The sequence below is a fragment of the Streptomyces sp. NBC_01439 genome, from assembly GCF_036227605.1.
Taxonomy (GTDB): Bacteria; Actinomycetota; Actinomycetes; order Streptomycetales; family Streptomycetaceae; genus Streptomyces.
In genome coordinates this window covers 8978292-9000622 of record NZ_CP109487.1, presented here as the reverse complement: position 1 = coordinate 9000622, position 22331 = coordinate 8978292, and the positions used below count along the sequence as shown (strand labels likewise).

The window sequence follows — 22331 nt, the reverse complement described above, 5'->3', positions numbered from 1 at the left end:
CTTGGCGGTCGCGGAGGTCACCGGGCCCGTCCGGATCACGACGGGTGACTGATGAAGTGAATGGTGCTAGCTTCATTGGTACCATGTTGCTGAGGCTGAACATCGCGGACGACCGTCCCCTGCACGAGCAGGTGGCCGGGGCCGTTCGGCGTGCGATCGCCGAGGGGGAATGCGGGCCAGGTGACCGGTTGCCGTCGGCGCGGGAGTTGTCACTGGCGCTGGGCGTCAACGCCAACACCGTGCTGCGGGGGCTGCGCGCGCTGCGTGACGAGGGGCTGCTGGAGTTCCGGCGCGGCCGCGGGGTGACCGTGGCCCGTGGGGCGGACGGGCGGTCGGCGTTGCTGGAGCGGGTGCGGGAACTGGTGGCCGACGGGGCGCGCCTGGGATACGGCAGGGCCGATCTCATAGAGATGATCAAGGAGGCGCAGTGAGCGGCAGCAAGGACCGTGGAGAGCGTGGGCCGGGCGGCTTAGCGGGGCCTGGGAGCGGGCCCGTATGGGGGATGGCGGCCTGGGCGGCCGGGATCCTCGCACTGCTCGTGGGGCTGCCGCTGGCGGCACGCAGGGGGTTCGAGGACCTGCTGGCGACGCACTGGAACGCTTCCGGGGAGCCGGATGGTGCGCATCGGCTCTGGGCGGTCGTGCTGGTGCCGGTCGCGATCTGGATCGTGGTCGTCACGAGTGCGGTGTTCTGGCGGGCGGCCCGCCGCTGGCGCGGGACGGTTCTGGTGTCGTGCGGGGTGCTGCTGGCCGGTGAGCAGGTCTCGATCGTGCGGGCGAACCTCTCCCACGCGGACTGGCACGACGCGGACCCGGTCACCGGCGGTGCCGTGGTCACGGTCGTCGTGGCGGGCGCGGCCGGGCTGGTGGGAGTACTGGTGAACGGTCGCCGCGCGTCCACCGCCTCCCGGGGGCAGGGCCCCCGGATGGTCATCCCAGCAGGTGAGCGCCGCGTATGGCTCGCCTCCACGGAGAACCCGTGGCTGTACCTGCTCTCGGCCGTCACCGGGGTCGGCGCACTGGCCACCCTGCTCATCGGGCTCGGCGATCCGTCGGAGCCGAGGTGGCTGCTGATGACGCCGTTCCTGTTCGCCTCGATATCACTGCTGGCCTTCTCCTCGGTACGCGTACGGGTCACGGAGCGCGGTATGGACGTGGCCTTCGGGCCCCTCGGGTGGCCGGTGCGGCGCTGGAAGGCGGCGGACATCGAGTGGGCGCGGGCCGAGAACCGGTCACCGGCCCAGGTCGGCGGCTGGGGCTACCGGCTCAGCGGGCTGGGCACGACGGTGATGCTGCGGAGCGGTGCGTGCCTGGTGATCCGGGCCAAGGGCAAGGACTTCGCGGTCAGCGTGGACGACGCCGAGCGGGGCGCGGCCCTGCTGAACTCCCTGGCAGGGGCGCACGTCGAGCAGCCCTGAAACCGGCCGCTCAGCCCCACTGCCCGGCCAGCCCGTAGGCCCTGAGCCGAGCCAGTTCCTCCTCCGGCAGATCCGCGACGACGGCCACCAGCTGCTCCCGCAGGTCCGGGAAGAGCGCCCAGGCCGGTTCGGGTCGGCCGAAGGCGGCGAGCAGCAGGTCTCCCGGATAGAAGTACGCGTCCAGCAAAGGGTCGTTGAGGAGCAGGCGCACCGCGAGGGGCAATACGTAAGGCAGGCCCACCTCTTGGGTGATCAGCGCGCGCAGGTCGGCCGGGGTCAGGTCACCGAGGCGTTTGCGGCGCAGGGCGTACACCTTGGTGACCAGGTTGGTGGTGGGCGAGGGGGGCGGGGGCCATGGAGGTCCGTCGAGCTCGTCGAGGGTGCGGTCCAGGTGGAGGAGACGGGTCATGTGCCCATCCTCGTGGATCGAGCGAGCGGGCCGGGCGGACGGTACGCGTCCGCCCGGCCCGGTCCGACCTGGAGCCGGACTGCGGTTCAGTGGAACAGCATGGAGGCGTCCCCGGCCGGGGTGGTGACCGATCCCGGACACAGGAAGCTGCCCGAGGTCTTGGTGGCGGTGAAGGCCCGGTTGACGTACTTCCGGCTCGTCGCGTCGCGGTCCCACACGATGGCCGTCGCCTTGTAGCGGCAGGAGATGAAGCTCTGCTTGCCGGTGATGTCGATCAGGTCGGTCCGTGCCGTGCCGGCGGCGTCGTCGAAGGTGAAGGCGGGGTTGTTGTTGAGCGTGGCGGCGATGCCGCCGCCACAGGCCAGGTTGCCACCCGGGGTGTTGATCGTCGTACGGTCGACGGTGAGGGCGTTCGGGGGAACTGCGCTGGTGCTCGCATTGGTCCAGCTACAGCTGTTGCCGGCGACCACCATCACCCCGTCGACCTTCTGGTCGACGGCGGAGGGGCCGGTGCCGTGCGCGAGGGCGGTACCGGTGCCGGTGAACGCGGCCGCGACGACCAGCGTTGCGATACCGGCGAAGCGTGAGATGCGGGTGCCGTGCGTGATGTGCCTCATGGTTCGCTCCTCCATGCCACGTACTGGTGGGGGTGGGCGAGGCGTGGGGCCTCACAGAGTGTGCGGAGTGCGTGCCCGGAGAGTCCCACAGCCGCCCTGAACTGTCAGGAGCATGTCAGTCTGCTGCGCAGAAATGGCCGAAAATGCCGAGCCGGCGGCCCGCCGCGTCGCACGCCCCGCGGGCCCCGTAGCCTCGCCGCATGCACCGTGATCCTTTCGAATGCCGCTGCGTCCTCTGCCACGACTACGGCGACCGCGCCGAGGCGGACCAGATACACGGTCGCATCGTCGGCGACGTGCGACGGCACGGCTGGCACGTGGTCATGGTCCCCGAGGACGAGATCGGGCCCGGGTTCGCCTACACGATCGGCCTCGCCCACACGTACGGCGCCCCCGAACTGTGCACGTTCGGACGTGATGTCCACGAGATGCACCGCGTGCTCAACGCGCTCGGCGATCTGGCCGCCACCCCCGCCGTACCGGCGGACGGGCAGGAGCACGGGGGCGTGTGGGACGGTGGGCCGGTACGACTCCGGAGCGTCGACATGCGCTGGTTCCGGACCTTCTTCGGCCGGGCCATCGGGTTCTACCGGCGGCCCCCGCTCCCCTTCCTCCAGGTCACGTGGCCCGATGCGGAGGGGCGCTTCCACTGGCATGAGCAGGCCGGCGAGGACCACCGGGAGTCTCAGCCCCGGCTGTGGCTGCGGCCCGACGACCACCCCGCGGGAGTCTGGACCGCCGAACTCTGACGCGGTCACGGCCCGGCGCACTCGAGCAGGGCGGCGGCCTGCTCCTGCGGCGACAGGGCGCGGCCGCGCGCGAACGCGGTGGCGAAGGCCTCCTCGCCCAGCCGCGCGCGAAGTCGGGCCGTCGCCCGGTCCACGTCGTGCCGTTCCGCCGGCGGCAGCGGGGTACCGAGGGACTCCCGCAGTGCGGCGGCCGTACCGAGGAGCTCCACCGCCCCGGCGGCCCGGTCACCCGAGACGTCGGCCACCGACCCGGCGCCCGCCAGCCCTTCGAACGCCAGGGCGAGGGCGCGCGGATCACCCGACCGGCGGGCCGCTGCGAGGCCGTCCCGGTGCAGGGTTCGCGCGAGCGGGGCGTCACCGCGCAATTCGGCCACGTACCCCAGCTGCGCCAGGATCAGTGCGACGCTGATGTCCACGCCGAGCCTGCGGCTCCAGTCGAGCCACGGCAGCAGCCGGGCCTCGGCGGCGTCCAGGTCGCCGTCCCGGCGGGCACCGAGGGCCAGGCCGATCTCCGCGAACTGCTGGGCCGGCCGGTGCGACTGCTCGTCGGCCAGCCGCCGGGCCTGCTCGTGGAGGTCCGCGGCCCGCGCGGTGTCCCCCGTCAACAAGGCGATGCGGCCTTGCTGGGCCAGGCGGAAGGAGACCTGGGTGAAGAGCTCCAGTTCCCGCGCGCTCCGTACGCCGTCCTCGTGGAGCCGGGCGGCCTGCGCGTAGTCGCCGCTGATCTCGGCGAGGACGCCCAACTGTTCCGAGGACTGCAGCCGGCCCCACTGGTCGCCGAGTTCCGCGAACAGCCCCGCCCCGGCCTCGGCGTTGCGGCGCAGCTCTACGAGGTCGCCGCGGTACAGGGCCCGGGTGGCGAGGCCGCTGAGCGCGGCCGCCTCGCCCCAGCGGTCGCCGAGGTCCCGGAACACCGCCGGCAGTCCTTCGAGGACACCGTCGTCCGCGGCGGTGACGGCAACGCACGCATCGGCAGCGGCATCGGCAGCGGGCCCGTTCGCGAAGCCGAGGCGGGCGAACTCCAGCAGCCACCTGCCCCGCGGGTCGGCGCCGTCGAAGTCGCCACCGAGCAGGCTGTCGTCCCCGGCGAACACGGCGAAGGCGGCCAGCCGGGCCCGCGCACCGGTGACGGCCGGTCCGGCCTGTTCGGACTCGGCGGACGCGGCGGACGCGCACGCAAGTGCGGACCCCAACGCCGTACGCGCCTCGCCGATCCGGCCGCGCAGGCACCAGTACCAGGCCGACGCATTGACCAGCCGCAGTGCGGCACCGGCCGCTCCCGCCGCGACCGCCCCGTCCAGCGCGGCACGCAGGTTGAGGCCCTCGGAGTCCAAACGGCGCAGCCAAGCACGCTGTTCGGGACCGTGCAGACGGGGCGCGGCCCGCTCGGCGAAGTCGGCGAAGTGCTCGGCGTGCCGTAGCCGTGCGGCCGCGGCCTCGCCCGCCTCCTCGATCCGTTCCAGGCCGTACGCGGTCACCGACTCCAGCATCCGGTAGCGCGGCGGCTCCGCATCGCCACCACCACCGTAGGGAGCGACGACCAGTGAACAATCCACCAGGCGTGTAACCAGGTCCAGCACGTCTTCGGCAGCCGTGTCCCCGGTGGCGCACACCGCCTCCGCCGACTCCAGGGTGAACCCGCCCGAGAACACGGCCAGTCGGCGCAACACCGCCTGCTCGGCCGGGGCCAGCAGGTCCCAGCTCCAGTCGATCATCGCCCGCAGGGTGCGCTGCCGGGCCGGCGCGTCCCGCCGCACCTGGTTGAGCAGCCGGAACCGGTCGTGCAGCCGCTCGGCGAGCGCGTGCACGCCGAGCGCCCTGACCCGGGTGGCGGCGAGTTCCAGGGCGAGCGGGAGTCCGTCGAGGCGGCGGCACACCAGGGCCACGGCCTCGGTGTTGTGCGGGCCCAGGGTGAAGCCGGGTGTGCCGGCAGCGGCGCGGGCGGCGAAGAGCTCCATCGCCTCGGCCCCGTCGAGCGGGGCCACCGCCTCCAGTGTCTCGCCGGCGAGGGCGAGCGGCTCCTGACTGGTGGCAAGGACGCGCAGCCCGGGGGCCCGCTGCAAGAGCTGCCCGGTCAGAGCGGCCACGGATGCGACGACGTGTTCGCAGTTGTCGAGTACGAGGAGCAGCCGTCGCGTTCCGAGCGCCGCGGCCAACCGGTCCCGGGCTGCGGCCCCGCCCCCCGAACCGGGGCCGGCGCCGCCGTCGGCGTCCTCGCGCACCCCGAGGGCGGCCGCGATCACCGAGGCCACGTCGCCCCGCGCGCCCGCGAGTTCGACGAAACGGACTCCGTCGGGGCACGGGCCGGGCCCGGCATCGGCGAGGCGGGCCGCGGCGGCGAGCGCGAGGCGGGTCTTGCCGACGCCACCGGGCCCGGTGAGCGTCACCAGGCGGCCGGCCCCGACCGCCGCGCACACCCGGGCGACGGCTTCCTCGCGCCCGACGAGCGAGCTGACCGGGGTGGGGAGGTTCGTCCCGGGCGGGAACGGCCGCGCCTCCCCCACGGCGGGCACCGGCATCGACTCCGGCTCCGGCTCCGGCTCCGGCTCCGTTGCCGTCGCTGGTTCCGGCACCGGCACCGGCCCGGCCGTCAGTTCCGGATCCTGTCGCAGGATCGCCCCGTACAGCGCGCCGAGTTCGGGGCCCGGGTCAATGCCCAGCTCCTCCACGAACCGTGCCGTCAGCTCCCGGTAGGCCGCGAGCGCCTCGTTCTGCCGCCCCGCGCCGTAGAGCGCCCGCATCCGGGCCGCGTACAGCCTCTGCCGGAGCGGATGCTCCGCGATCAGGGCGCCCAGTTCATCGGCCAGTACGACGTGTTCGCCCAACTCCAACCGTGCCTCGGCGAGGTCCTCCTGCGCGGTGATCCGCCGCTCCTCCAGCCGGACTGCCTCCGTCCGCGCGAAGGCGGCGTCCGGGAAGTCCGCGTATGCGGGACCCCGCCACAGCCCGAGTGCCTCCGACAGCAGCGCGGTCCGCGCCCGCGCTCCGGCCTCCTTGCGGGCGAGCGCGGTCAGTTCGGCGAACCGGCCGGCGTCCACCGCTTCGTCGGCCACCCGCAGCGCATAGCCCGCCGGACCGAACCCGACCAGGGTTCTGCCGCCCTCCTCGGCCCGTGCCAGGATGCGCCGCAGCTGGGAGACCTTGGTCTGCAGGGTGTTCCCCGGGTTGCCCGGCAGGTCCTCGCCCCACAGTTCGTCGATCAGCCGGTCCGCGGGCACGGGCCGCCCGTAGCGCACGAGCAAGGCGCCCAGCAGCGCCCGGACCTTCGCCTCGGGCACGGGGACGGGGATCCCCTCGTCGGTTCGCACGGTCAGGGGTCCCAGCACCTCGAAACGCATGCCGCAACGTTACTTCTTCCTCGTCAACAGGCCGTGAGCAGAGCGCCGGTGGTCTCCGGACCCCGCAGGTCCACAGCGCGTGCGCGGACCGTGCGCCGCCCGTGCGTGGCCCGTGCGTCGCCCCTTGCAGGGTGTTCCTGTGACCGCGACCGAGCGGTCCCCGTCCACACCGAAGGAAGACGCCATGACCGTTTCCCGTGAGGTCCACCTCGCCTCCCGCCCCACCGGTACCCCGAAGCCCGAGGACTTCGAGCTCGTTGCCGTCCCGCTGCCGGAGCTCGGCGAGGACCAGATCCTGGTGCGCAACACATGGATGTCGGTGGACCCGTACATGCGGGGCCGGATGGACGACGTTCCCTCCTACATGCCGCCGTTCGCCCTCGGCGCCGCCCTCGAAGGCAGCGCGATCGGCGAGGTGGTCGCCTCCCGTGCCGCGTCCGTTCCGGTCGGGGCGACCGTCTCGCACTTCCTCGGCTGGCGGGAGTACGCGGTCTTGGACGCCGGTGCCGCCACCGTCGTCGACACCTCGATCGCCCCGCCGACCGCCTACCTCGGGGCGCTCGGCGCCACGGGCCTGACCGCGTACACCGCGCTGACCCGGACCGCGCCGGTCAAGGAGGGCGATGTCGTCCTCGTCTCCGCAGCGGCCGGGGCGGTGGGCAGCATCGCCGGGCAGCTGGCACGCCAGTTGGGCGCGTCCCGGGTCATCGGCTCGGCCGGCGGTCCGGACAAGACCAAGAAGCTGCTGGACGTGTTCGGCTACGACGCGGCTCTCGACCACCGCCGGGGGGATCTCCCCGGCCAGCTCGCGGAGGCCGCCCCCGAGGGCATCGACGTCTACCTGGACGCCGTCGGCGGCGACCACCTCCAGGCCGCCATCGGCGCGATCCGTCCCGGTGGGCGGATCGCCATGGTCGGTGCGATCAGCAGCTACAACGCCCTGCGGCCGGCGCCGGGTCCCGACAACCTCTTCCGGGCCGCAGCCCACGAAGTGACCCTGCGGGGAATGCTGGTCTCCCACCACTTCCACCTGTTCCCCGAGTGGATCGGCAAGGCGGCCGGCTGGCTGGCCGACGGGACCCTGCGTACGGAGGAGACCGTCGCCGACGGGATCGAGCGGGCGGCCGACGCCTTGCTCGGGGTACTGGCCGGTGCCAACACCGGCAAGATGCTGGTCCGCCTGGGCACGGACCGTTGAGCGCGGACCGCTGAGCGCGGACCGCCGGACGCCGTCGTCCCGGGCAGCCCCCGGGCGTGCTCGGGGACGGTTCAGGTGCGGTGCGCGCCCGTGGAGGGGACCCGGCCCTCGGTGCGCAGCAGTAGGAGGGCGATGTCGTCGGGGCGGGGGCCGTCGCGGTGGGCGTGCTCGATGAGTTCGTCCGCCAGGTCATCGAGCGGGTGGTGCTCGGGTGCGTCTGCGATCAGGCCCGCGACCGCGCCGATGGCGTCCTCGATGTCCCGGCCGGGGGCCTCGACGAGCCCGTCGGTGTAGAGGGCGAGGAGGGTTCCGGGGCTGAAGGGGATCTCGACGGCCGTGTACGAGGCCCCGGGCTCGATGCCCAGGAGGAGGCCGGCCGGCGGCTCCAGCATCTCGGTCGTCCCGCCGGGGTGGCGCAGCAGGGGTGGCGGGTGGCCGGCGGAGGCCAGGCGGACGGTATGGCCGACGAGGTCGATGTGGGCGTACAGGCAGCTGGTGAACAGTCCGGGTTCGAGGTCGGTCAGGAGCCGGTTGGTGCGGGCGAGGACCTCCTCCGGTGGCGCGCCGGCGCCCGCGTGGACGGCGGTGCGGACCTGGCCCATGAGGGCGGCGGCATTCACGTTGTGGCCCTGTACGTCGCCGATGGCAGCCGCGACGGTGGTGTCGTCGATGCGGATGAGGTCGTAGAAGTCGCCACCGATGTCGAGGCCGTGTGCGGCGGGCAGGTACCGGGCGGCCACGTCGAGACGGGGGACGCGGGGCAGGGTGTGGGGCAGGAGGCCGGTCTGCAGGCTGCGGGCCAGCTGGTGGGTGGCGTCGTAGAGGCGGGCGCGGTCCAGGGCCTGCGCGATGAGCCCGGCGATCGAGGTCAGGACGGCGCGCTCGCCGGGGGCGAAGACGCGGGGGTGTGCATAGGCGAGGACGAGGGAGCCGATGGGGCGGTTGGAGGCGATCAGGGGCAGGAACGCCCAGGCGGCCATGCCCTCCTCGACCACCGCGTCGGGGTGGGCGGCCAGGAGCTCGCCCACGTCGCCGAAGAACAGCGGGGTGGAGGTGTGCAGGATGTGGGTGATGGCGGTGTCGGCCGAGACGGGGGTGCCATCGAGCTCCGCCAGGTGATCGGCGGAGTACCCGCGGTGGCCGACGATCCGCACCCGCCCGTCCTGTTCGGCCAGCAGGGCCAGGGCGTGGGCTCCCAGGGAGGGAACGATCTGGTCCGCGGCCTTCTCCACGACGTCCTGCGCGTGCGCGGCCTCGGTGAGGGTGACGGCCAGCATCATGAGCGGGTAGAGCGCGGTGGCCCGGCTCGGTGCAGCCTGCTCGGGGTCCGCGGGCGGCAGGGGGACCGGTGAGCCGGCCCGGTAGCCGACCGGGGTGATGCGGACGCTGATGCCCGTGTTGTCCGGGTAGAGGTCGAAGCACAGCTGCTGTCCGGTGGGGCGTCCGGCGGTGAAGCTCCGGGGCAGCCGGCTCATCGCGGTGGCCCGGTAGTGGTTCTCGATGGCGGGGGCGTCCATCCAGGGAAGGGCCTCCCAGGGCAGGGCCCCGAGCAGCCCGGAAACGGGCGCGCCGAGCAGGTCGGCCGCCTCCTGGGTGATGAAGGTGATGGTGCCGTTCAGGTCGAGCGCGCAGTTGCCCCCGGGGAGGCGCCGGACGAAGGCCATGGTGGCCGCCGCCTCGGCCGGGCCCGGCGTGGGTGAGGGGAGCGGTCGCAGGACGATCGGACGCGGTGGCGGCCGCAGTGGCAGGCCGTCGCCGGCGGCTCGCAGCAGGATGCGCGCCAGCAGGCCTCGGGCCGATTCCAGGGCCTTGAGTTCCCGCTCGTCGAGGTCGGGCCCGTGCGAGCCCGGCCACAGGAACACCAGGCCGGCCCCGGTGGGCTCGGCGGCCCGCCCGGCGGCTTCCCCGGTCAGAGGGGTGGCGGCGAGCGCGAAGTCGTACGGGAGGACGAGACCGAGGCGCGGATAGCGGCGGGCCGTGTCCTCCTGGCCGCCGAGCCAGACGAGCCGGCCTTCACGGACCGCGTCGGCCACCGGAATGGGATCGTCCAGGGCGACCCGCGACCACGGGCCCGCGAACTCGCGGGAAAGTCCGGAGACCAATGTCAGGTGCAGTACGCGCCGGGTGGGGTCGGGGTCGGGCAGGTAGAGCATGCCGATGGACGCTCCCGCGTCGGCACAGGCCCTGACCAGTGCCTCTCTCAGCGCACGCTGGTCGGCTTGCTGATCACGCCCCGGAACGTTTCGCACCTGACCATGGTCTCTCCATATCCCCCCTCCCGTCGGTACCCGCCCGTCCCGGCGAGCCCGTACGGGCCGGCGGACCCGTACGGGCCGGCGGCGGCCCCGCCCCGGGCCTCAGGCCGGTCCCGGGGGCCCGAGGTCGGGGTGGTCCTTGAGCAGGCCGGGCGGAGCGGCCTGGCGCCAGGAGTCCACGACGATGGCGCGCAGCTCGTCCGTGTCGTCGAGGGCCGCCAGGCGCGCCCGTACCCAGGCGAAGGACGCCTCGTGGTCCGCGACCCAGAACTTCTCGGGCTCGGCGCGGACGAGCTCGTCGCGTTCTTCCTTGGGGCAGCGGACGGCCAGTGACGTCTCGTCGTCGGGCAGCGTCAGGAACATCTTCCCGGCGACCCGGAAGGTGGGCATGGCCCAGGCTTCCTTCTCGGTCGTCTCCGGGAGGGCGAGGGCGATTTCACGGACTTCGTCGGACGTGCACACACCCTGACCGTACGACAGGCCACTGACATCGGGGCTCGGCACGGATGCGCGGACCGCTCGGGCGTAGGCTTCGACCGGCACGGACGCATCGGGGGGCGGAGCACATGACGGCGCAGACGGTACGACGGTGGAATTCGACGCTCGATTCGGTCGTGGTGTACGCGCAGGGCGCGGTCTGCCGCCGGCTGGTCCGGGGCAGCCTGCCGGCGGACGGACGGGTGCGCGTGACGGGGCTGCCCCGCTCGCTGGACCCGGGGTCGCTCCGGGCGAACGTGCTGGGTGCCCCCGGGGTCCGCGTGACCGAGGCCCGGGTGGAGGTCGGGGCCGAACCGCGCACCACCGGCGCGCCCGATGCCCTGCGGCGCGAGGTCGAGCGGCTGCGCGACGCGTACGCTGCGGCGCAGGGCCGCCGGGACCGGCAACGGGTGCTGATCGACGAGGTCAGGGCCCTGCGGCCGGTGCCCCCGGCTCCCGACCCCGAGGCGCCGCACCGCCGCACCCCGGTCGACGCGTGGCTGGAGCTCGCCGACTTCGCCGAGGAGCGGCTGACGCGGCTGCACGCCCGCCTCGTCGAGCTGGAGGACGCGCTGCGTCTCGCCGGGCACGAACTCGGTGTCGCCGCGGACCGGCTCGCCCGCGCCTCCACCGACGCTCCGCAGGCGCACGTGGAGACCACGGTCTCCGCGCTCCTGACCCTCGACGCCGCGGCGGACGCGGAGGGCGCCGACGGGGAGGTCGAGCTGGAGTTGGAGTACGGGGTTCCGGGAGCCGTCTGGGTACCGGCGTACCGGCTCACGCACCGTCAGGGCGACGGCGACGGCCGGCTGGTGCTGCGCGCCTCGGTCGCCCAGCGCACCGGCGAGGACTGGACCGGTGTGCACATCGCCCTGGCCACCGCCGACCTCCGGCGCCGCACCGACCTGCCGAAGCTCCGTTCGGTCCGGATCGGGCGCCGGCAGCCCGCCCTGGCGCCGTCCGGCTGGCGCGAGCCTCCGGTGGGCCTCTCCGACCTGTTCGCCGGCTACGAGGCGGCCGGCGCCCGCCGCCCGGCCCCGACCGTGCTGCCGCCGGCCGTCCGGGTCGGCTCCGCGGCCGGTCCCGTACCGCCGCCCCCTCCGCCCCCTCCGCCGCCACCCGCCCCGGCAGCCGCGGCCGCGCCCGCGCCACAGGCGTACGGCGCCCTCCCGGTGCCCGGCGGCGCGTTCGACGCCTCCCGGGACGTCGCCGGCGCGATGCCCGCCCTCGCCCAGCCGGCCCGCCCGCGGCCGGCCGGCAGGCCGCGGGGCGGCGGCGCGGCCTTCGGCGGGGCCCCCGCTCCCGCGGCTCCTGCTGCTCCCGGCCGGGCGGCTCCGCCTGCGCCCGCGCCGGCTCCGCAGCCGGTGGCCGGTCCGCCGCAGCCGAGCGGCGCCGAGCTCGACTACGCCGCGCTCGTCCTGTGCGGCCCCGACGAGCAGGGTGGTCGCCGGGGCCGGCTGTTCGCCGACTCCCCCGCCGACCCGGTGGCGGCGAAGCACCGCCGCCTCGCCGAGCGGGTGGACGGGCTGCCGCTGCCCGGACACGCCGTGCGGCCCCGGGAATCGGCGGGTTCCTTCGACCACCGCTTCGACGCCGCCGCCCGGGCCGACATTCCGTCGGACGGCACCTGGCACACCGTCACCGTCGGGGAGATCCCGGTCGGTCTGCGCACCGAGTACGTCTGCGTGCCGTCCGTGGAGCAGACCGTGTACGCGACGCTGGTGCTCTCCAACGCCACCGACCAGGCACTGCTGGCCGGCCCGGTGGAGGTCACCATGGGTGAGGACTTCCTACTGACCGCCGCCCTGCCCACGCTCGCACCCGGTGGGGTGCGCCGGGTGGGGCTCGGACCCGCCGAGGGCGTCCGGGTCACCCGTCGTACGAACCTGCGCGAGTCGACCGCGGGCCTGCGCAACAACATCACGGTGCTCGACCACCAGGTCCACGTGGAACTGGCCAACCGGCTCGCCGGACCCGTCACCGTCGAGGTCCACGAGCGGGTGCCCGTCACCTCCGATCCGGATGTCCGGATCGAGGAACGCGCCGGCTGGACGACGCCCGAGGACGGCGCCGGGCCGGAACACCACGCCCCGGGCACCCGCATCTGGCGGGTGGACCTGCCCGCCGGGGGGACCACCGCCCTCGACGGCGGCTACGAGATCCGCATCCCGGCCGGCAAGGCCCTGGTCGGCGGCAACCGCAGGAGCTGACACCCATCATGTCCACGGCCCCGAAGCCGATCGCCCTTCCCGTCACCGCCGTCACCTGCCTGGAGGACCGCGCCCACGTCGAACGCGCCGCCGTACTGGACCTGGAGGCGGGGGTCCAGCGGCTGCGGCTCGGTCCGGTCAGCGCGCTGGCCGTCGACCGCACCCTGCACGCAGAGCTGGCCGCCGAACACCGGGCCACCGTGCTCGACGTACGGATCGTCCGCAGCTGGGAGCCGCGCGGACCGCTGCCGTCCGCCGACGAGGACTCCGCCCTGCGCACTCGCGTGCACGCCCTCGAGGAGGAGCAACTCGCCCTGGGGCAGCGGCGCGACCGGCTGCACGGCCGGCTCGACGTGCTCGGCCGCCTCGCCGCCGATCTGCTGCGGGAGATCGGCGAGGGCGCCGGCTCCGGGGAGACCGACGGGCCCCGCTGGGCCCGCGAGATGGACCGGGTGGACGGCGAGCGCGATGCGTACGGTGAGCGACTGCGTTCCGTGGACGCCCGGTTGGCCGCCCTCGCCGTCGAACTCGGGGAGACCCGGCAGGCCATGGAACGCTCCGAGACCGAGCCCGCCGAACTGGTCGGTCACATCGAGCTGACCGTGGACAGCGCGGCCGCCGGTCCGGTCCGGCTGCGCCTGGGCCACCTCACCCCGTGCGCGCTGTGGCGGCCCGCCTACCGGGCCGTCCTGGACGGGGACGCGCTGACGCTGGAGTCCGACGCGATGGTCTGGCAGCGCACCGGCGAGGACTGGTCCGACGTGCGCCTGACCCTGTCGACGGCCCGGTCGGCGCTGGCCACCGAGCCGCCCCGGCTGGGCGAGGACCGCCTCACGCTGGGTGAGCGCACGCCGGCGGAGCGCCGCACGGTCGACGTCGAACTGCGCGAGGAGGAGATCGGGGACCTCGGTCCGGCGGCCCGGGTGCTCGGCCTGCCCGGGGTGGACGACGGGGGCGAGGCGCGGGTGCTGCACTCCCCCGTACCGGTCTCCGTACGCGGGGACGGCCGCGCCCACCGGGTGCCGCTCTCCGCCTTCAGCACGGCCGCCAGCAGCGAATACGCCTGCTCGCCCGAGCTGTCCCCGCTGGTCACCCGGGTGGTGTCCTTCGACAACCGGTCCGGTCACGCGCTGCTGGCCGGTCCCGTGGACCTGGTCCGCGGCAGCGGGTTCAGCGGCCGCGGCACGCTGGACTTCACCGCCCCGGGCGCCCCGGTCGAGCTGGCCTTCGGCAGCTGCGACGACCACCGGGTGGTCCGGTCCGCCGAGGAGTCCCGGGACTCGGCCGGCTTCAGCCAGCGGACGGTGGTCACCCGCACGGTCCGGCTGCACCTGTCCCGGTTCTCCGCCCCCGGGGACCACGGCGAACGGGTGGTCGTCGTCCGGGAGCGGATCCCGGTCTCCGAGGTCTCTGCAGTGGAGGTGCGCCTGCGCAAGGAGGCCTGCGCGCCGGCCCCGGACTCGGTCGATGCCGAAGGCATCGCCCGCTGGGACGTCCCGCTCGCGCCGGGCGGCCGACGGACGGTCACGCTGGTCTACGAGCTGTCGGCGAGCGCCAAGGTCACCGGCCTGTGAGCGGAGCGGCGGCGGCGCCCGACGGCCACCGGCGGTCGAGTACCTGCTGGACGCCACCGATCTGGCACGTATCAGCGGCATCCTCGACAGGCTCCGCTACGTCACCGTTCCCGAGCACCTGTTGTGGGCGGAGTACGACGGCGTGCTGAACCTCCGCTCCCACGCTAGGTGTTCGCTCGACCGGTTCTTCTTCTGGATCTGACGCGGCTCAGGGCGTCACGAGGCGGTCGACCTCGGCGGCGAAGAGCAGGGCCGGGTCGAGGCCCATGCCGGTGAAGTGGCCCGCCAGTTCCAGGGACAGCACGCCGTGCAGACGGCTCCAGAAGGTCAGGGCCAGGTGCAGCGCCGACGGCGGGGCGTCCGGGTGGCTGCCCGCCCATGCGCGGTGCGCGTCGAGGTGCTCCTCGAAGGCGTCCGGCTCCGCGCCCGGGTGCACGGCCGGTAGGGCTGCGACGCAGGCGTCCAGCAGGACCGACATCAGTTCCGAGGCGATCACCGTGACGTCCGGCGGTGCGTGGTAGCCGGGCACCGGGGTGCCGTATACGAGGAAGTAGCGGTGCGGGTCCGCGAGGGCCCAGGTGCGCAGCACCTGCGCCAGCCCGGCGGGGTCGGGCCGGCCCGCTCCCCCGCCGGCGGCGGCGACAAAGGCGTCGGCGAGGCTGCGGTAGGCGTCACGGATGAGTTCGGTGATCAGCTCGTCGCGGTTGGCGAAATACCGGTACAGCGCCGGTCCGCTCATGCCCATCTGCTTGGCGATCGCGTTGAGGGAGAGCGCCGAGGCGCCGGAGCCGGCGATCTGCTGCCAGGCCTTCTCCTTGACCTCCTCGCGCACCTGCTGCCGGTACCGCTCCCGGGGGGATTTCGTATGGCCGGTCATGCCCGCCGCCTCTCACCGCTCGCCCAACACCACCAGATCAGTTAGAGGCTATCACCATCGACACAACCACTCTCGATCGGACGAGCCACTCCCTTGACATTGCCGAGATAGCCGATCACTCTTGTTATAGCTTCTAACGAACACGAGAAGCAGGAACTCACTGGAGGTCATCATGACGAACACCGTCGAGCGGGTCGAGGTCGTTCTGCCGGGCAAGGTCGAGCCGGAGGGCCTGCAGTTCCACCGCGGCCCCGTCCCCGTGCCGACGGCCGGCCAGGTGGTCGTCGCCATGGAGGCGACGGGCGTGTCCTTCGCCGAGCAGCAGATGCGGCGCGGCCGGTACTACGACCAGCCGCCGTTCCCCTTCGTCCCCGGGTACGACCTGGTCGGCACGGTGCTGGCGGTGGGCGAGGGCGTCGGCCCGGCGCTGCTCGGCAAGCGGGTCGCCGCCTTGACCAAGACCGGAGGCTGGGCGAGCCATGTCGCGCTCACCGCCGCCGACGTGGTGGAGGTGCCCGAGGGCGTCAGCCCGGTGGACGCCGAGACCGCCGTGGTCAACGGCATCACCGCCTGGCAGATGCTCCACCGCAAGGCCCGGGTGCGCGCCGGCCAGACCGTCCTGGTCCACGGCGCCAACGGCGGGGTCGGCTCGATCCTGGTCCAACTGGCGCTGGCCGCGGGCGCCCACGTGATCGGCACCGCCTCCACCCGCCACCACGACGCACTGCTCGCTCTCGGGGTGACCCCCGTCGACTACCGCTCCGGGAACGTCCACGCACGGGTACGGGCCCTCGCGCCCGGCGGAGTGGACGCGGTGTTCGACCACGTGGGCGGCGACGGCATCGTCGAGTCCTGGCGGCTCCTGGCTCCCGGCGGCACGCTCGTCTCCTACGGCAGCGCCGCCACCCGCGACGACGAGGGCTCCGGCTCGTGGCCGGTGCTGGAGCTGCTCGGCCGGGTGTGGGTGTGGAACGCGCTGCCCAACGGCCGCCGCGCGTACTTCTTCAACGTGTGGGCCGGGCGCGCCTACGCCAAGGACCGCTTCCGGGCACGCCTGCGCGCCGACCTCACCCAGGTGTTCACCGCCCTCCAGCGCGGCGAGATCACCGCCAAGGTCGCGGCCGAGATCCCGCTGGCGCGCGCCGCGGAGGCGATGCGCCTCGCCGAGTCCGGCACGGTCGCCGGGAAGGTCGTCCTCGTCCCGTGACCCGGTCGCCGGTCACTTCAGGAGAAGGGCAGCCGGTCCGGTTGGCAGGTCGTGCCGGGCGGCGGGAGCGTGCCGTCGATGAAGTAGCGGCTCTCGTGGGTGTTGATGCAGGTGCTGTTGTTGTTGAACAGTGCGGTGTGGCCGAACCCGTTGTTCGTGAGCAGCCGGGCGTCGGCCAGTTCCTCGGCCATGGCCTGGGCGTCCGAGTGGGGCGTCGAGGGGTCGTACGTGGTGCCGACCACCAGGACGGGGTTGGCCGTGGGCTTGTTCCAGGGGCCCTCGTACCGGTTGGCGGCCCGGGCCGGCCAGGTGGCGCACGGTTCACCGGACCAGGTCCAGTAGCGTCCGGCGTCGCCGGCCCGCTGGGCGCTGTCCTCCTCCAGACCGTGGTAGACGGCCGGGTCGCGCGGGTTGGGGCTGTCGCCGCACCACACGGCTCCCGCCTGTTCCTCGCCCAGGTACGGATTCGGGTTCGCGACCGGGGGCGGGGGCGGGTACTGGGGCGGCTTCGGGGTGCGGCCCTGCCAGAGGTCCTGGAGCCGGGCGGCGAGAGCGGTCCAGCCCGGGCGGACGATGTAGAGGCTGCTGACCGTGTCGGCAACGGTGTTGGCGTACGTCCACGGGCCCACCGGGTGCTCGCGCAGGCGCCCCATCAGCCGGTCGAACTTGTCGCGGGTGGCTTGCGGGCTGCCGGCCGAGAAGGCGCAGCGGGCGGTGGTGGCCGATCCGCAGAGGTCGAGGAACTTGTTCAGGGTCGTCGCCGCAGTGCGGTCCGAGCCCATGCGCAGCAGGGTCGTGGTCCGCGGTTCGCCCGTCGAGGCGTTGTTCGTCCAGGCCAGCGGGTCGATGTTGCTGTCGAGGACCATGGCGCGGACCTTGTCGGGGAACAGGTTGGCGTAGGTGGCGCCGAGGATCGTGCCGTAGGAGACGCCGAGGTAGTTGAGCTGCGGCTCCCCCACCGCCCGGCGGAGCAGGTCGAGGTCCTGGGCGGTGTCGGCGGTCGACACGTGGCGCAGGAGGTCGGGGTCGCGCTTCTCGCAGCGGCGGCCCAGGTCCTCGTACGCGTCGATCCAGGTCGTGCGCTCCTTCTCGCCCACGGGGAATCCGCCCGGCTTGGACGCACCCCAGGCCCGGGCCTCTTCGGGGCTGTCGAAGCAGTTCACCGCGGTGCTGTTGCCGATGCCCCTGGGGTCCCAGCTGACGATGTCGAACCGTTCGCGCAGGTCCTTGGGGAAGGAGTCGTAGTTCTGCGGCACCTGCACCGTCCCGGGGCCGCCGGGGCCACCGGGGTTGACGAACAGCGTGCCCAGGCGTTTGGCAGGGTCGCCCGCCTTGTGGCGGACGACGGCCAGGTCGATGGTGCGGCCGGCGGGGGCCGCGTGGTCCAGCGGCACCCGGGCCGTCGCGCAGTCGTACGGGCTGCCGGGTTTGCAGGGGCTCCAGTCCAGCCGGGGGACGGTCTGCGAGGGCGACGGCTGTGCGCGCGCCGCGGCCAGTTCCGGGGCGACCAGCATCGAGGAGCAGACCGCCGCGACGGCGATCGCTGCTGCGCACCGGCGGCGGCCGGGCATCCGTCCGGGTGCGGGTCGAGGTACAGGTGCGGGTCCAGGTACCGCTCCAGGTCCGGGCATGCTCCGCCCTCCTCCGGCACGTCGGGGGCGTGGTGCGGCGACCGGTGCGCTCGCACCGGCACGCGCCGCCTGCTCATGGTTCAACCAAACCCCCATTCGCCGACGCGCGCGAGCCGGGCGCGTCGGACCACGACCGCTGCCGTTCACAGGGGGCGGATCCACGGCCCGCGCGCTATCCTCCGCACCATGTTGATTGACATGGACATGCGCTTACGGATGCGGTCGCGGGCCCTGGTGTGCCTCCTCCTGCTGGCCCTTCTGGGCACGGTGACCACAGCGGCCGCCTCGCCGCGGGCCGCGGCCCCTGCTCCCGCCACGGCCGCCACCACGGCCACGGCCACGGCCGAGAAGTCCTCTCCGGCCACCGCGAGCACGGCCGCCGCGGCCGCAACCGCCCGCTGGGGCGACCGGCGGCTCGACGAGGTTGCCTTCCTGACCACCCACAACGCCTTCACCAACTACGAGGACTCCCGCTGGAGCTCGGTGAACCAGTCCGAGTCCGTGCGCGCCCAGCTCGAAGGCGGCGTGCGCGGCCTGAGCCTGGACACGCACTGGTACGAACGCAGCACCTGGCTGTGCATCATCAGCTTCGGCAGCGACTGCTACCCGAGCGACGTGTACCTGTGCCACGGCGACTGCAAGACCTTCGCCGGAGCCACGTACGCCCTGCCGCGGCAGACCTTCCACGGCACGATGCAGACCGTGGTGGACTTCCTCGCCGCCCATCCGCAGGAGGTCGTGACCGTCTTCCTCGAGGACTACGTCGGCGCCGATCAGCTGCAGGCGTCCCTCGGCCGGGTCAGGGGGCTCCAGGACATGGTGTTCCGGCCCGACCAGTGGGGCGTCCGGCAGCAGGGCTGGCCCAAGGTGGCCGACCTCGTCACCTCCGGCAAGCGGTTGCTGATCTTCTCCGACCGCTCCGACCGGGAACACCTGGGCGTCATGTACGACAAGTCCTGGACCGTGAGCAACTTCTGGAGCCTCGGAGACCTGGGCAACGACCTCTCCTGCGTCAGCCGCTGGCCGGACGTGCCGCTCGACCGCCAGGAGCCCGGATTCCGGCGCCTGTTCACCATGAGCCACCACCGCAACGTACCCACCGTCCTCACGGCGGCCCTGGACAACGGCGCCAAGCTGCGGAACCGCATCGCCCAGCAGTGCAGGTCGGCCACCGGGGGCCGCGACCCGAACTACGTCTCCGTCGACTTCCACCGCCTGTCGGACGGAAGCGGCCATACGCCCGCCTCGATCGTCGCGGAACTGGGCGCGCGCTGAACGCGCCCGTCGGGCCGCCGGCCGGGGGGATCGCCGCGTACGGCGCGGGGTCTCCCGGTCGGTCAGCCCGCCTTGCGCGCACCCAGCGCCCTCCGCTCGTCCTCGGTCAGTCCGCCCCACACCCCGTACGGCTCCTGCACGCGCAGCGCGTGGCTCAGGCATTCCGTCCGTACCGGGCAGAACGCGCAGACCTCTTTGGCCTCCTGCTCCCGCACGGAGCGCTCCTCACCGCGCTCCCCCGCCGGGTGGAAGAACCGGTCCGTACCGAGCTCCCGGCACGCCGCCGCCTCCTGCCACTCCCACCGGTGCTCCGCACGGCCCGGCAGGCGTGCCACCTTCGACATGTCCCGACTCCTCTCATCCGCCTTGCTGATGTCTTTCGACTCCTTGCTCACGCGTCTGACCCGGGTGCGCGTTTCGAAACGCCGTCCGCGTACGCCGACGGGACGGCGGCCGCGGACGTGGAGACCCGCGGCAGGGCGTACGGGTGCTTCTCGGTCAGCCAGGCGACGAGCTGTTCGCGCACCGTGCAGCGGGCGGTCCACAGATCGTCCGCGTCCTTCGCGGTGACGATCGCCCGCACCACGATGGCGCTGGGCGTCGTGTCGGTGACGGCCAGGTCCCAGCCCCTGCCGTCCCACGCCTCGCAGCCGTCCAGGATCTCCCGGAGCTTCTCGCGCATCAGCGCGACGGGGGTGGTGTGGTCGCAGTGCAGGAAGACCGTGCCGGTCATCTGGACCCCGCCGCGCGACCAGTTCTCGAAGGGGCGCCCGGTGAAGTACGAGACGGGCATGGTGATCCGGCGTTCGTCCCAGGTGCGCACGGCGAGGAAGGTGAGCGTGACCTCCTCGACCACACCCCACTCGCCGGCCACCACGACCGTGTCCCCGATCCGCACCATGTCGCCGAAGGCGATCTGGAATCCGGCGAAGAGGTTGCCGAGGGTGGACTGGGCGGCCACGCCCGCGACGATGCCGATGATCCCGGCCGAGGCCAGCAGCGAGGTCCCGACGGCGCGGAGGTCGGGGAAGGTCAGCAGCATCGCCGCCGCGGCCACCACGGCGACCACGGCGGTGACGATCCTCATGATCAGCGTCACCTGGGTACGGACCCTGCGCACGCGTGACGGGTCGCGCGTGCCGAGCGCGTAGCGGGCGTAGGAGGACTCGACCACGGCGGAGGTGACGAGGACGACGCACCACGCGCTCGCCCCGATGAGCACCAGTGTCAGGGCCCTGCCCACGGCCGCCTCGTGCTCCTGCAGCGGCTCCCAGGCGATCTGCCGGTACACGGCGCGCAGCACCGCCGCGAACAGCAGCACCCGTACCGAGGTACGGCAGCGGCGCAGCATGTTCCAGAGCGGTGTCTCGGGGTGCCGGGCATCCGCGCGCCGCAGCAGCAGGTCGGTCAGCCTGCCCGCGGCGAAGGTCAGCAGGATCGAGCCGCCGATGACGGCCAGTACGTGCACGAGGCTGTTCATGACTCCTCTGGATGGGTCTCGGGGACGGGTCCCGTCGCGCGTGCCCGGCCCTCGCCCGGACAAACGGGGCGTCCGTTTCGCAAAGGCGGGTACAAGCGACCACGACACGACAGCCGAGGACGAGGTGAGTGCGCAGTGCAGACCATCGGACCGGACACCGGCGGGCCCGTACCGGACGCGCGGGGGCCGGCCTTCCCCCAGCTCCGCCGGCTCGCCCTGCGCGACGCCTTCCGGCAGGTGGCGCGCGGCCGCCAGTTCACCCGCGAGGCGCTGGAGGACTGGGGGTGGGACGGTCGGGACACCGCCGAGGACGCGGTCCTGGTCGTGTCCGAACTCGTCACCAACGCCAAGCTGCACGCCGGCGGCTGCCACGAGCTCATGCTCCGCGCCGGGGACGTCTTCCGCGTCGAGGTGTACGACGGGCGCGGTGAGCTCCCGCGGCCGTTGCCCGCCTTGCGTCCGGGCCGACCGGGCCGACCAGGCGGGCACGGTCTGCGCCTGGTGCACCTGCTCGCCGACCGCTGGGGCGTCCAGGCGATCGGACGGGGCAAGGTCGTCTGGGCCGAGTTCGACGCCGAGCGCCTACGGACGGGCCGACCCGGGTGTGCCTGAACCCGCCGGGCCGGCCCGGCGGGTTCGGTTTCGGGTCTGCCCGGGTCGGGCGCGCCGTTCAGGCGTGCAGCAGCTCCTCGCGCAGGGAGCCCAGCGTGCGGGTGAGCAGGCGGGAGACCTGCATCTGGGAGAGGCCGATCTCCTCGCCGATCTCCGCCTGGGTCATCTCCTGGCCGAAGCGCAGCTCCAGGATCTGGATGGAGCGCTCGTCGAGGTCGGCGAGCAGGGGCGCGAGGGCGTGCCGGTCCTCGACCGCCTCCAGGGCGGGGTCGATGTCGCCCATGGTCTCGGCGAGGCTGCGCGTGGTCCGTGCGGCGGCGGACACCTGGGTGCCGCCGGCCGCACCGTCCTGGGGGACGTCGAGGGACTGCGTGGAGTAGCCGTTGGCCGCGACCAGGCCCTGGCGGACCTCGTCCTCGGTGAGGTCCAGCCGCTCGGCGAGTTCCGCGGGGGTGGGCGCGTGGTCCGTCTCGGCGGTCAGCTCCTCCGTGGCCTTCGCGAGCTCCAGGCGCAGCTCCTGGAGGCGGCGCGGCACCCGTACGGCCCAGGTGGTGTCCCGGAAGTGGCGCTTGATCTCGCCCGTGATGTAGGGCAGGGCGAGCGTGGTGAGCTGCGTGTTGCGCTCCGGGTCGTAGCGGTCGATCGCCTTGATCAGTCCGATGATGCCGACCTGGACGATGTCCTCGTTCTCGGGGCCGCCGGGGCGGTCGCGGAACGGGCGGGCGGCGAACTGCACCAGTGAGATGTTCATCTCGATCAGTGTGTTGCGCACGTACTGGTACTCGCGGGTCCCCTCTTCGAGGCCCTGCAGCCGTTCGAAGAAGACCCGGGTGAGCTCCCGGGCGTCGCCGGTCGACAGTTCCCGTGGGCAGGGGACGTCCGGCAGCCCGCCGGGTGCGGGGGCTCCGCCGGTGCCACCGCCGGGGGTGTCCGTCGTCGGGATCGTCGTCGGGGTCATGGCCTCGGCCGTGTCCGTGAAGGTCATCGTCTTCGCTCCTTGGGCAC

At 73.5% G+C, this 22331-nt stretch carries 19 protein-coding genes; 9 read left to right on the top strand and 10 right to left on the bottom strand.

Annotation, left to right across the window (positions count from 1 at the left end; genetic code table 11):
- Positions 1-83 precede the first annotated feature (83 nt).
- Positions 84-431 carry a GntR family transcriptional regulator gene (locus OG207_RS41020; RefSeq protein WP_329106405.1) on the top strand — a complete coding sequence of 116 codons (348 nt, stop codon included), beginning with the start codon at positions 84-86 and terminating at the stop codon, positions 429-431.
- Positions 428-1417, top strand: a complete 990-nt coding sequence (locus OG207_RS41015) for a DUF1648 domain-containing protein (protein WP_329106402.1) — start codon at positions 428-430, stop codon at positions 1415-1417. Before OG207_RS41020 ends, OG207_RS41015 begins: the two co-directional genes overlap by 4 nt.
- Before the next feature lie 10 nt (positions 1418-1427).
- Here the strand turns inward: OG207_RS41015 and OG207_RS41010 are convergent, their stop codons facing one another.
- Positions 1428-1826: a contact-dependent growth inhibition system immunity protein gene (locus tag OG207_RS41010; protein WP_329106400.1), complete on the bottom strand. Its 399-nt coding sequence runs from the start codon at positions 1824-1826 to the stop codon at positions 1428-1430.
- A gap of 86 nt (positions 1827-1912) precedes the next feature.
- A complete protein-coding gene (locus OG207_RS41005; RefSeq protein ID WP_329106398.1) occupies positions 1913-2443 on the bottom strand; it encodes a hypothetical protein in 531 nt (176 codons plus the stop codon).
- 200 nt (positions 2444-2643) lie between these two features.
- Here OG207_RS41005 and OG207_RS41000 point away from each other — a divergent pair, with 200 nt between their 5' ends.
- Entirely contained in the window at positions 2644-3192 is a 549-nt protein-coding gene (locus tag OG207_RS41000) for a DUF4262 domain-containing protein (RefSeq protein WP_329106395.1), read from the top strand.
- 5 nt (positions 3193-3197) lie between these two features.
- Here OG207_RS41000 and OG207_RS40995 read toward each other — a convergent pair whose 3' ends face one another.
- Positions 3198-6530, bottom strand: coding sequence for a BTAD domain-containing putative transcriptional regulator (locus OG207_RS40995; protein WP_329106393.1), 3333 nt, complete (start codon positions 6528-6530; stop codon positions 3198-3200).
- A gap of 184 nt (positions 6531-6714) precedes the next feature.
- On the opposite strand from OG207_RS40995, the gene OG207_RS40990 reads away from it, so the two are divergent.
- Complete coding sequence (locus OG207_RS40990; RefSeq protein ID WP_329106391.1) at positions 6715-7728, top strand: NADP-dependent oxidoreductase; 1014 nt, start codon at positions 6715-6717, stop codon at positions 7726-7728.
- 71 nt (positions 7729-7799) lie between these two features.
- Here OG207_RS40990 and OG207_RS40985 read toward each other — a convergent pair whose 3' ends face one another.
- Both OG207_RS40985 and OG207_RS40980 read right to left on the bottom strand, forming a co-directional pair.
- Entirely contained in the window at positions 7800-9977 is a 2178-nt protein-coding gene (locus tag OG207_RS40985; protein ID WP_329106389.1) for a SpoIIE family protein phosphatase, read from the bottom strand.
- A 108-nt stretch (positions 9978-10085) separates the two neighbouring features.
- Positions 10086-10445: an MmcQ/YjbR family DNA-binding protein gene (locus tag OG207_RS40980; protein ID WP_329106386.1), complete on the bottom strand. Its 360-nt coding sequence runs from the start codon at positions 10443-10445 to the stop codon at positions 10086-10088.
- 104 nt (positions 10446-10549) lie between these two features.
- Here OG207_RS40980 and OG207_RS40975 point away from each other — a divergent pair, with 104 nt between their 5' ends.
- Positions 10550-12670, top strand: a complete 2121-nt coding sequence (locus OG207_RS40975) for a DUF4139 domain-containing protein (RefSeq protein ID WP_329106384.1) — start codon at positions 10550-10552, stop codon at positions 12668-12670.
- Between the two features lie 8 nt (positions 12671-12678).
- Positions 12679-14244, top strand: coding sequence for a mucoidy inhibitor MuiA family protein (locus OG207_RS40970; protein ID WP_329106382.1), 1566 nt, complete (start codon positions 12679-12681; stop codon positions 14242-14244).
- A gap of 208 nt (positions 14245-14452) precedes the next feature.
- Here the strand turns inward: OG207_RS40970 and OG207_RS40965 are convergent, their stop codons facing one another.
- On the bottom strand, positions 14453-15121 hold the full coding sequence (locus OG207_RS40965; RefSeq protein ID WP_329106380.1) for a TetR/AcrR family transcriptional regulator: 669 nt from the start codon (positions 15119-15121) through the stop codon (positions 14453-14455).
- Between the two features lie 172 nt (positions 15122-15293).
- Here OG207_RS40965 and OG207_RS40960 point away from each other — a divergent pair, with 172 nt between their 5' ends.
- A complete protein-coding gene (locus OG207_RS40960; RefSeq protein ID WP_329106378.1) occupies positions 15294-16328 on the top strand; it encodes a medium chain dehydrogenase/reductase family protein in 1035 nt (344 codons plus the stop codon).
- A gap of 17 nt (positions 16329-16345) precedes the next feature.
- Here OG207_RS40960 and OG207_RS40955 read toward each other — a convergent pair whose 3' ends face one another.
- The gene (locus tag OG207_RS40955) at positions 16346-17899 is read right to left on the bottom strand and encodes an alpha/beta hydrolase (protein WP_329106376.1); all 1554 of its coding nucleotides are present in this window, start codon (positions 17897-17899) and stop codon (positions 16346-16348) included.
- Between the two features lie 246 nt (positions 17900-18145).
- On the opposite strand from OG207_RS40955, the gene OG207_RS40950 reads away from it, so the two are divergent.
- Positions 18146-19234: a PI-PLC domain-containing protein gene (locus tag OG207_RS40950; protein WP_329106374.1), complete on the top strand. Its 1089-nt coding sequence runs from the start codon at positions 18146-18148 to the stop codon at positions 19232-19234.
- A 62-nt stretch (positions 19235-19296) separates the two neighbouring features.
- Here OG207_RS40950 and OG207_RS40945 read toward each other — a convergent pair whose 3' ends face one another.
- Positions 19297-19578 carry a WhiB family transcriptional regulator gene (locus OG207_RS40945; protein WP_329106371.1) on the bottom strand — a complete coding sequence of 94 codons (282 nt, stop codon included), beginning with the start codon at positions 19576-19578 and terminating at the stop codon, positions 19297-19299.
- A 47-nt stretch (positions 19579-19625) separates the two neighbouring features.
- Positions 19626-20714: a mechanosensitive ion channel family protein gene (locus OG207_RS40940; protein ID WP_329106369.1), complete on the bottom strand. Its 1089-nt coding sequence runs from the start codon at positions 20712-20714 to the stop codon at positions 19626-19628.
- Positions 20715-20849: 135 nt separating this feature from the next.
- Between OG207_RS40940 and OG207_RS40935 the strand changes: the two genes are divergently transcribed.
- Positions 20850-21326: an ATP-binding protein gene (locus OG207_RS40935; RefSeq protein WP_329106367.1), complete on the top strand. Its 477-nt coding sequence runs from the start codon at positions 20850-20852 to the stop codon at positions 21324-21326.
- Positions 21327-21384: 58 nt separating this feature from the next.
- Here OG207_RS40935 and OG207_RS40930 read toward each other — a convergent pair whose 3' ends face one another.
- On the bottom strand, positions 21385-22311 hold the full coding sequence (locus OG207_RS40930; RefSeq protein ID WP_329106365.1) for a SigB/SigF/SigG family RNA polymerase sigma factor: 927 nt from the start codon (positions 22309-22311) through the stop codon (positions 21385-21387).
- Positions 22312-22331 lie beyond the last annotated feature (20 nt).

Excerpts from the sequence above, each read along its gene's own strand:
- OG207_RS41020 (WP_329106405.1), top strand. The coding sequence starts at position 84 with ATGTTGCTGAGGCTGAACATCGCGGACGACCGTCCCCTGCACGAGCAG.
- OG207_RS41010 (WP_329106400.1), bottom strand. The coding sequence starts at position 1,826 with ATGACCCGTCTCCTCCACCTGGACCGCACCCTCGACGAGCTCGACGGA.
- OG207_RS41005 (WP_329106398.1), bottom strand. The coding sequence starts at position 2,443 with ATGAGGCACATCACGCACGGCACCCGCATCTCACGCTTCGCCGGTATC.
- OG207_RS41000 (WP_329106395.1), top strand. The coding sequence starts at position 2,644 with ATGCACCGTGATCCTTTCGAATGCCGCTGCGTCCTCTGCCACGACTAC.
- OG207_RS40995 (WP_329106393.1), bottom strand. The coding sequence starts at position 6,530 with ATGCGTTTCGAGGTGCTGGGACCCCTGACCGTGCGAACCGACGAGGGG.
- OG207_RS40990 (WP_329106391.1), top strand. The coding sequence starts at position 6,715 with ATGACCGTTTCCCGTGAGGTCCACCTCGCCTCCCGCCCCACCGGTACC.
- OG207_RS40975 (WP_329106384.1), top strand. The coding sequence starts at position 10,550 with ATGACGGCGCAGACGGTACGACGGTGGAATTCGACGCTCGATTCGGTC.
- OG207_RS40970 (WP_329106382.1), top strand. The coding sequence starts at position 12,679 with ATGTCCACGGCCCCGAAGCCGATCGCCCTTCCCGTCACCGCCGTCACC.
- OG207_RS40965 (WP_329106380.1), bottom strand. The coding sequence starts at position 15,121 with ATGACCGGCCATACGAAATCCCCCCGGGAGCGGTACCGGCAGCAGGTG.
- OG207_RS40960 (WP_329106378.1), top strand. The coding sequence starts at position 15,294 with ATGACGAACACCGTCGAGCGGGTCGAGGTCGTTCTGCCGGGCAAGGTC.
- OG207_RS40955 (WP_329106376.1), bottom strand. The coding sequence starts at position 17,899 with ATGCCCGGCCGCCGCCGGTGCGCAGCAGCGATCGCCGTCGCGGCGGTC.
- OG207_RS40950 (WP_329106374.1), top strand. The coding sequence starts at position 18,146 with ATGTTGATTGACATGGACATGCGCTTACGGATGCGGTCGCGGGCCCTG.
- OG207_RS40945 (WP_329106371.1), bottom strand. The coding sequence starts at position 19,578 with ATGTCGAAGGTGGCACGCCTGCCGGGCCGTGCGGAGCACCGGTGGGAG.
- OG207_RS40940 (WP_329106369.1), bottom strand. The coding sequence starts at position 20,714 with ATGAACAGCCTCGTGCACGTACTGGCCGTCATCGGCGGCTCGATCCTG.
- OG207_RS40930 (WP_329106365.1), bottom strand. The coding sequence starts at position 22,311 with ATGACCTTCACGGACACGGCCGAGGCCATGACCCCGACGACGATCCCG.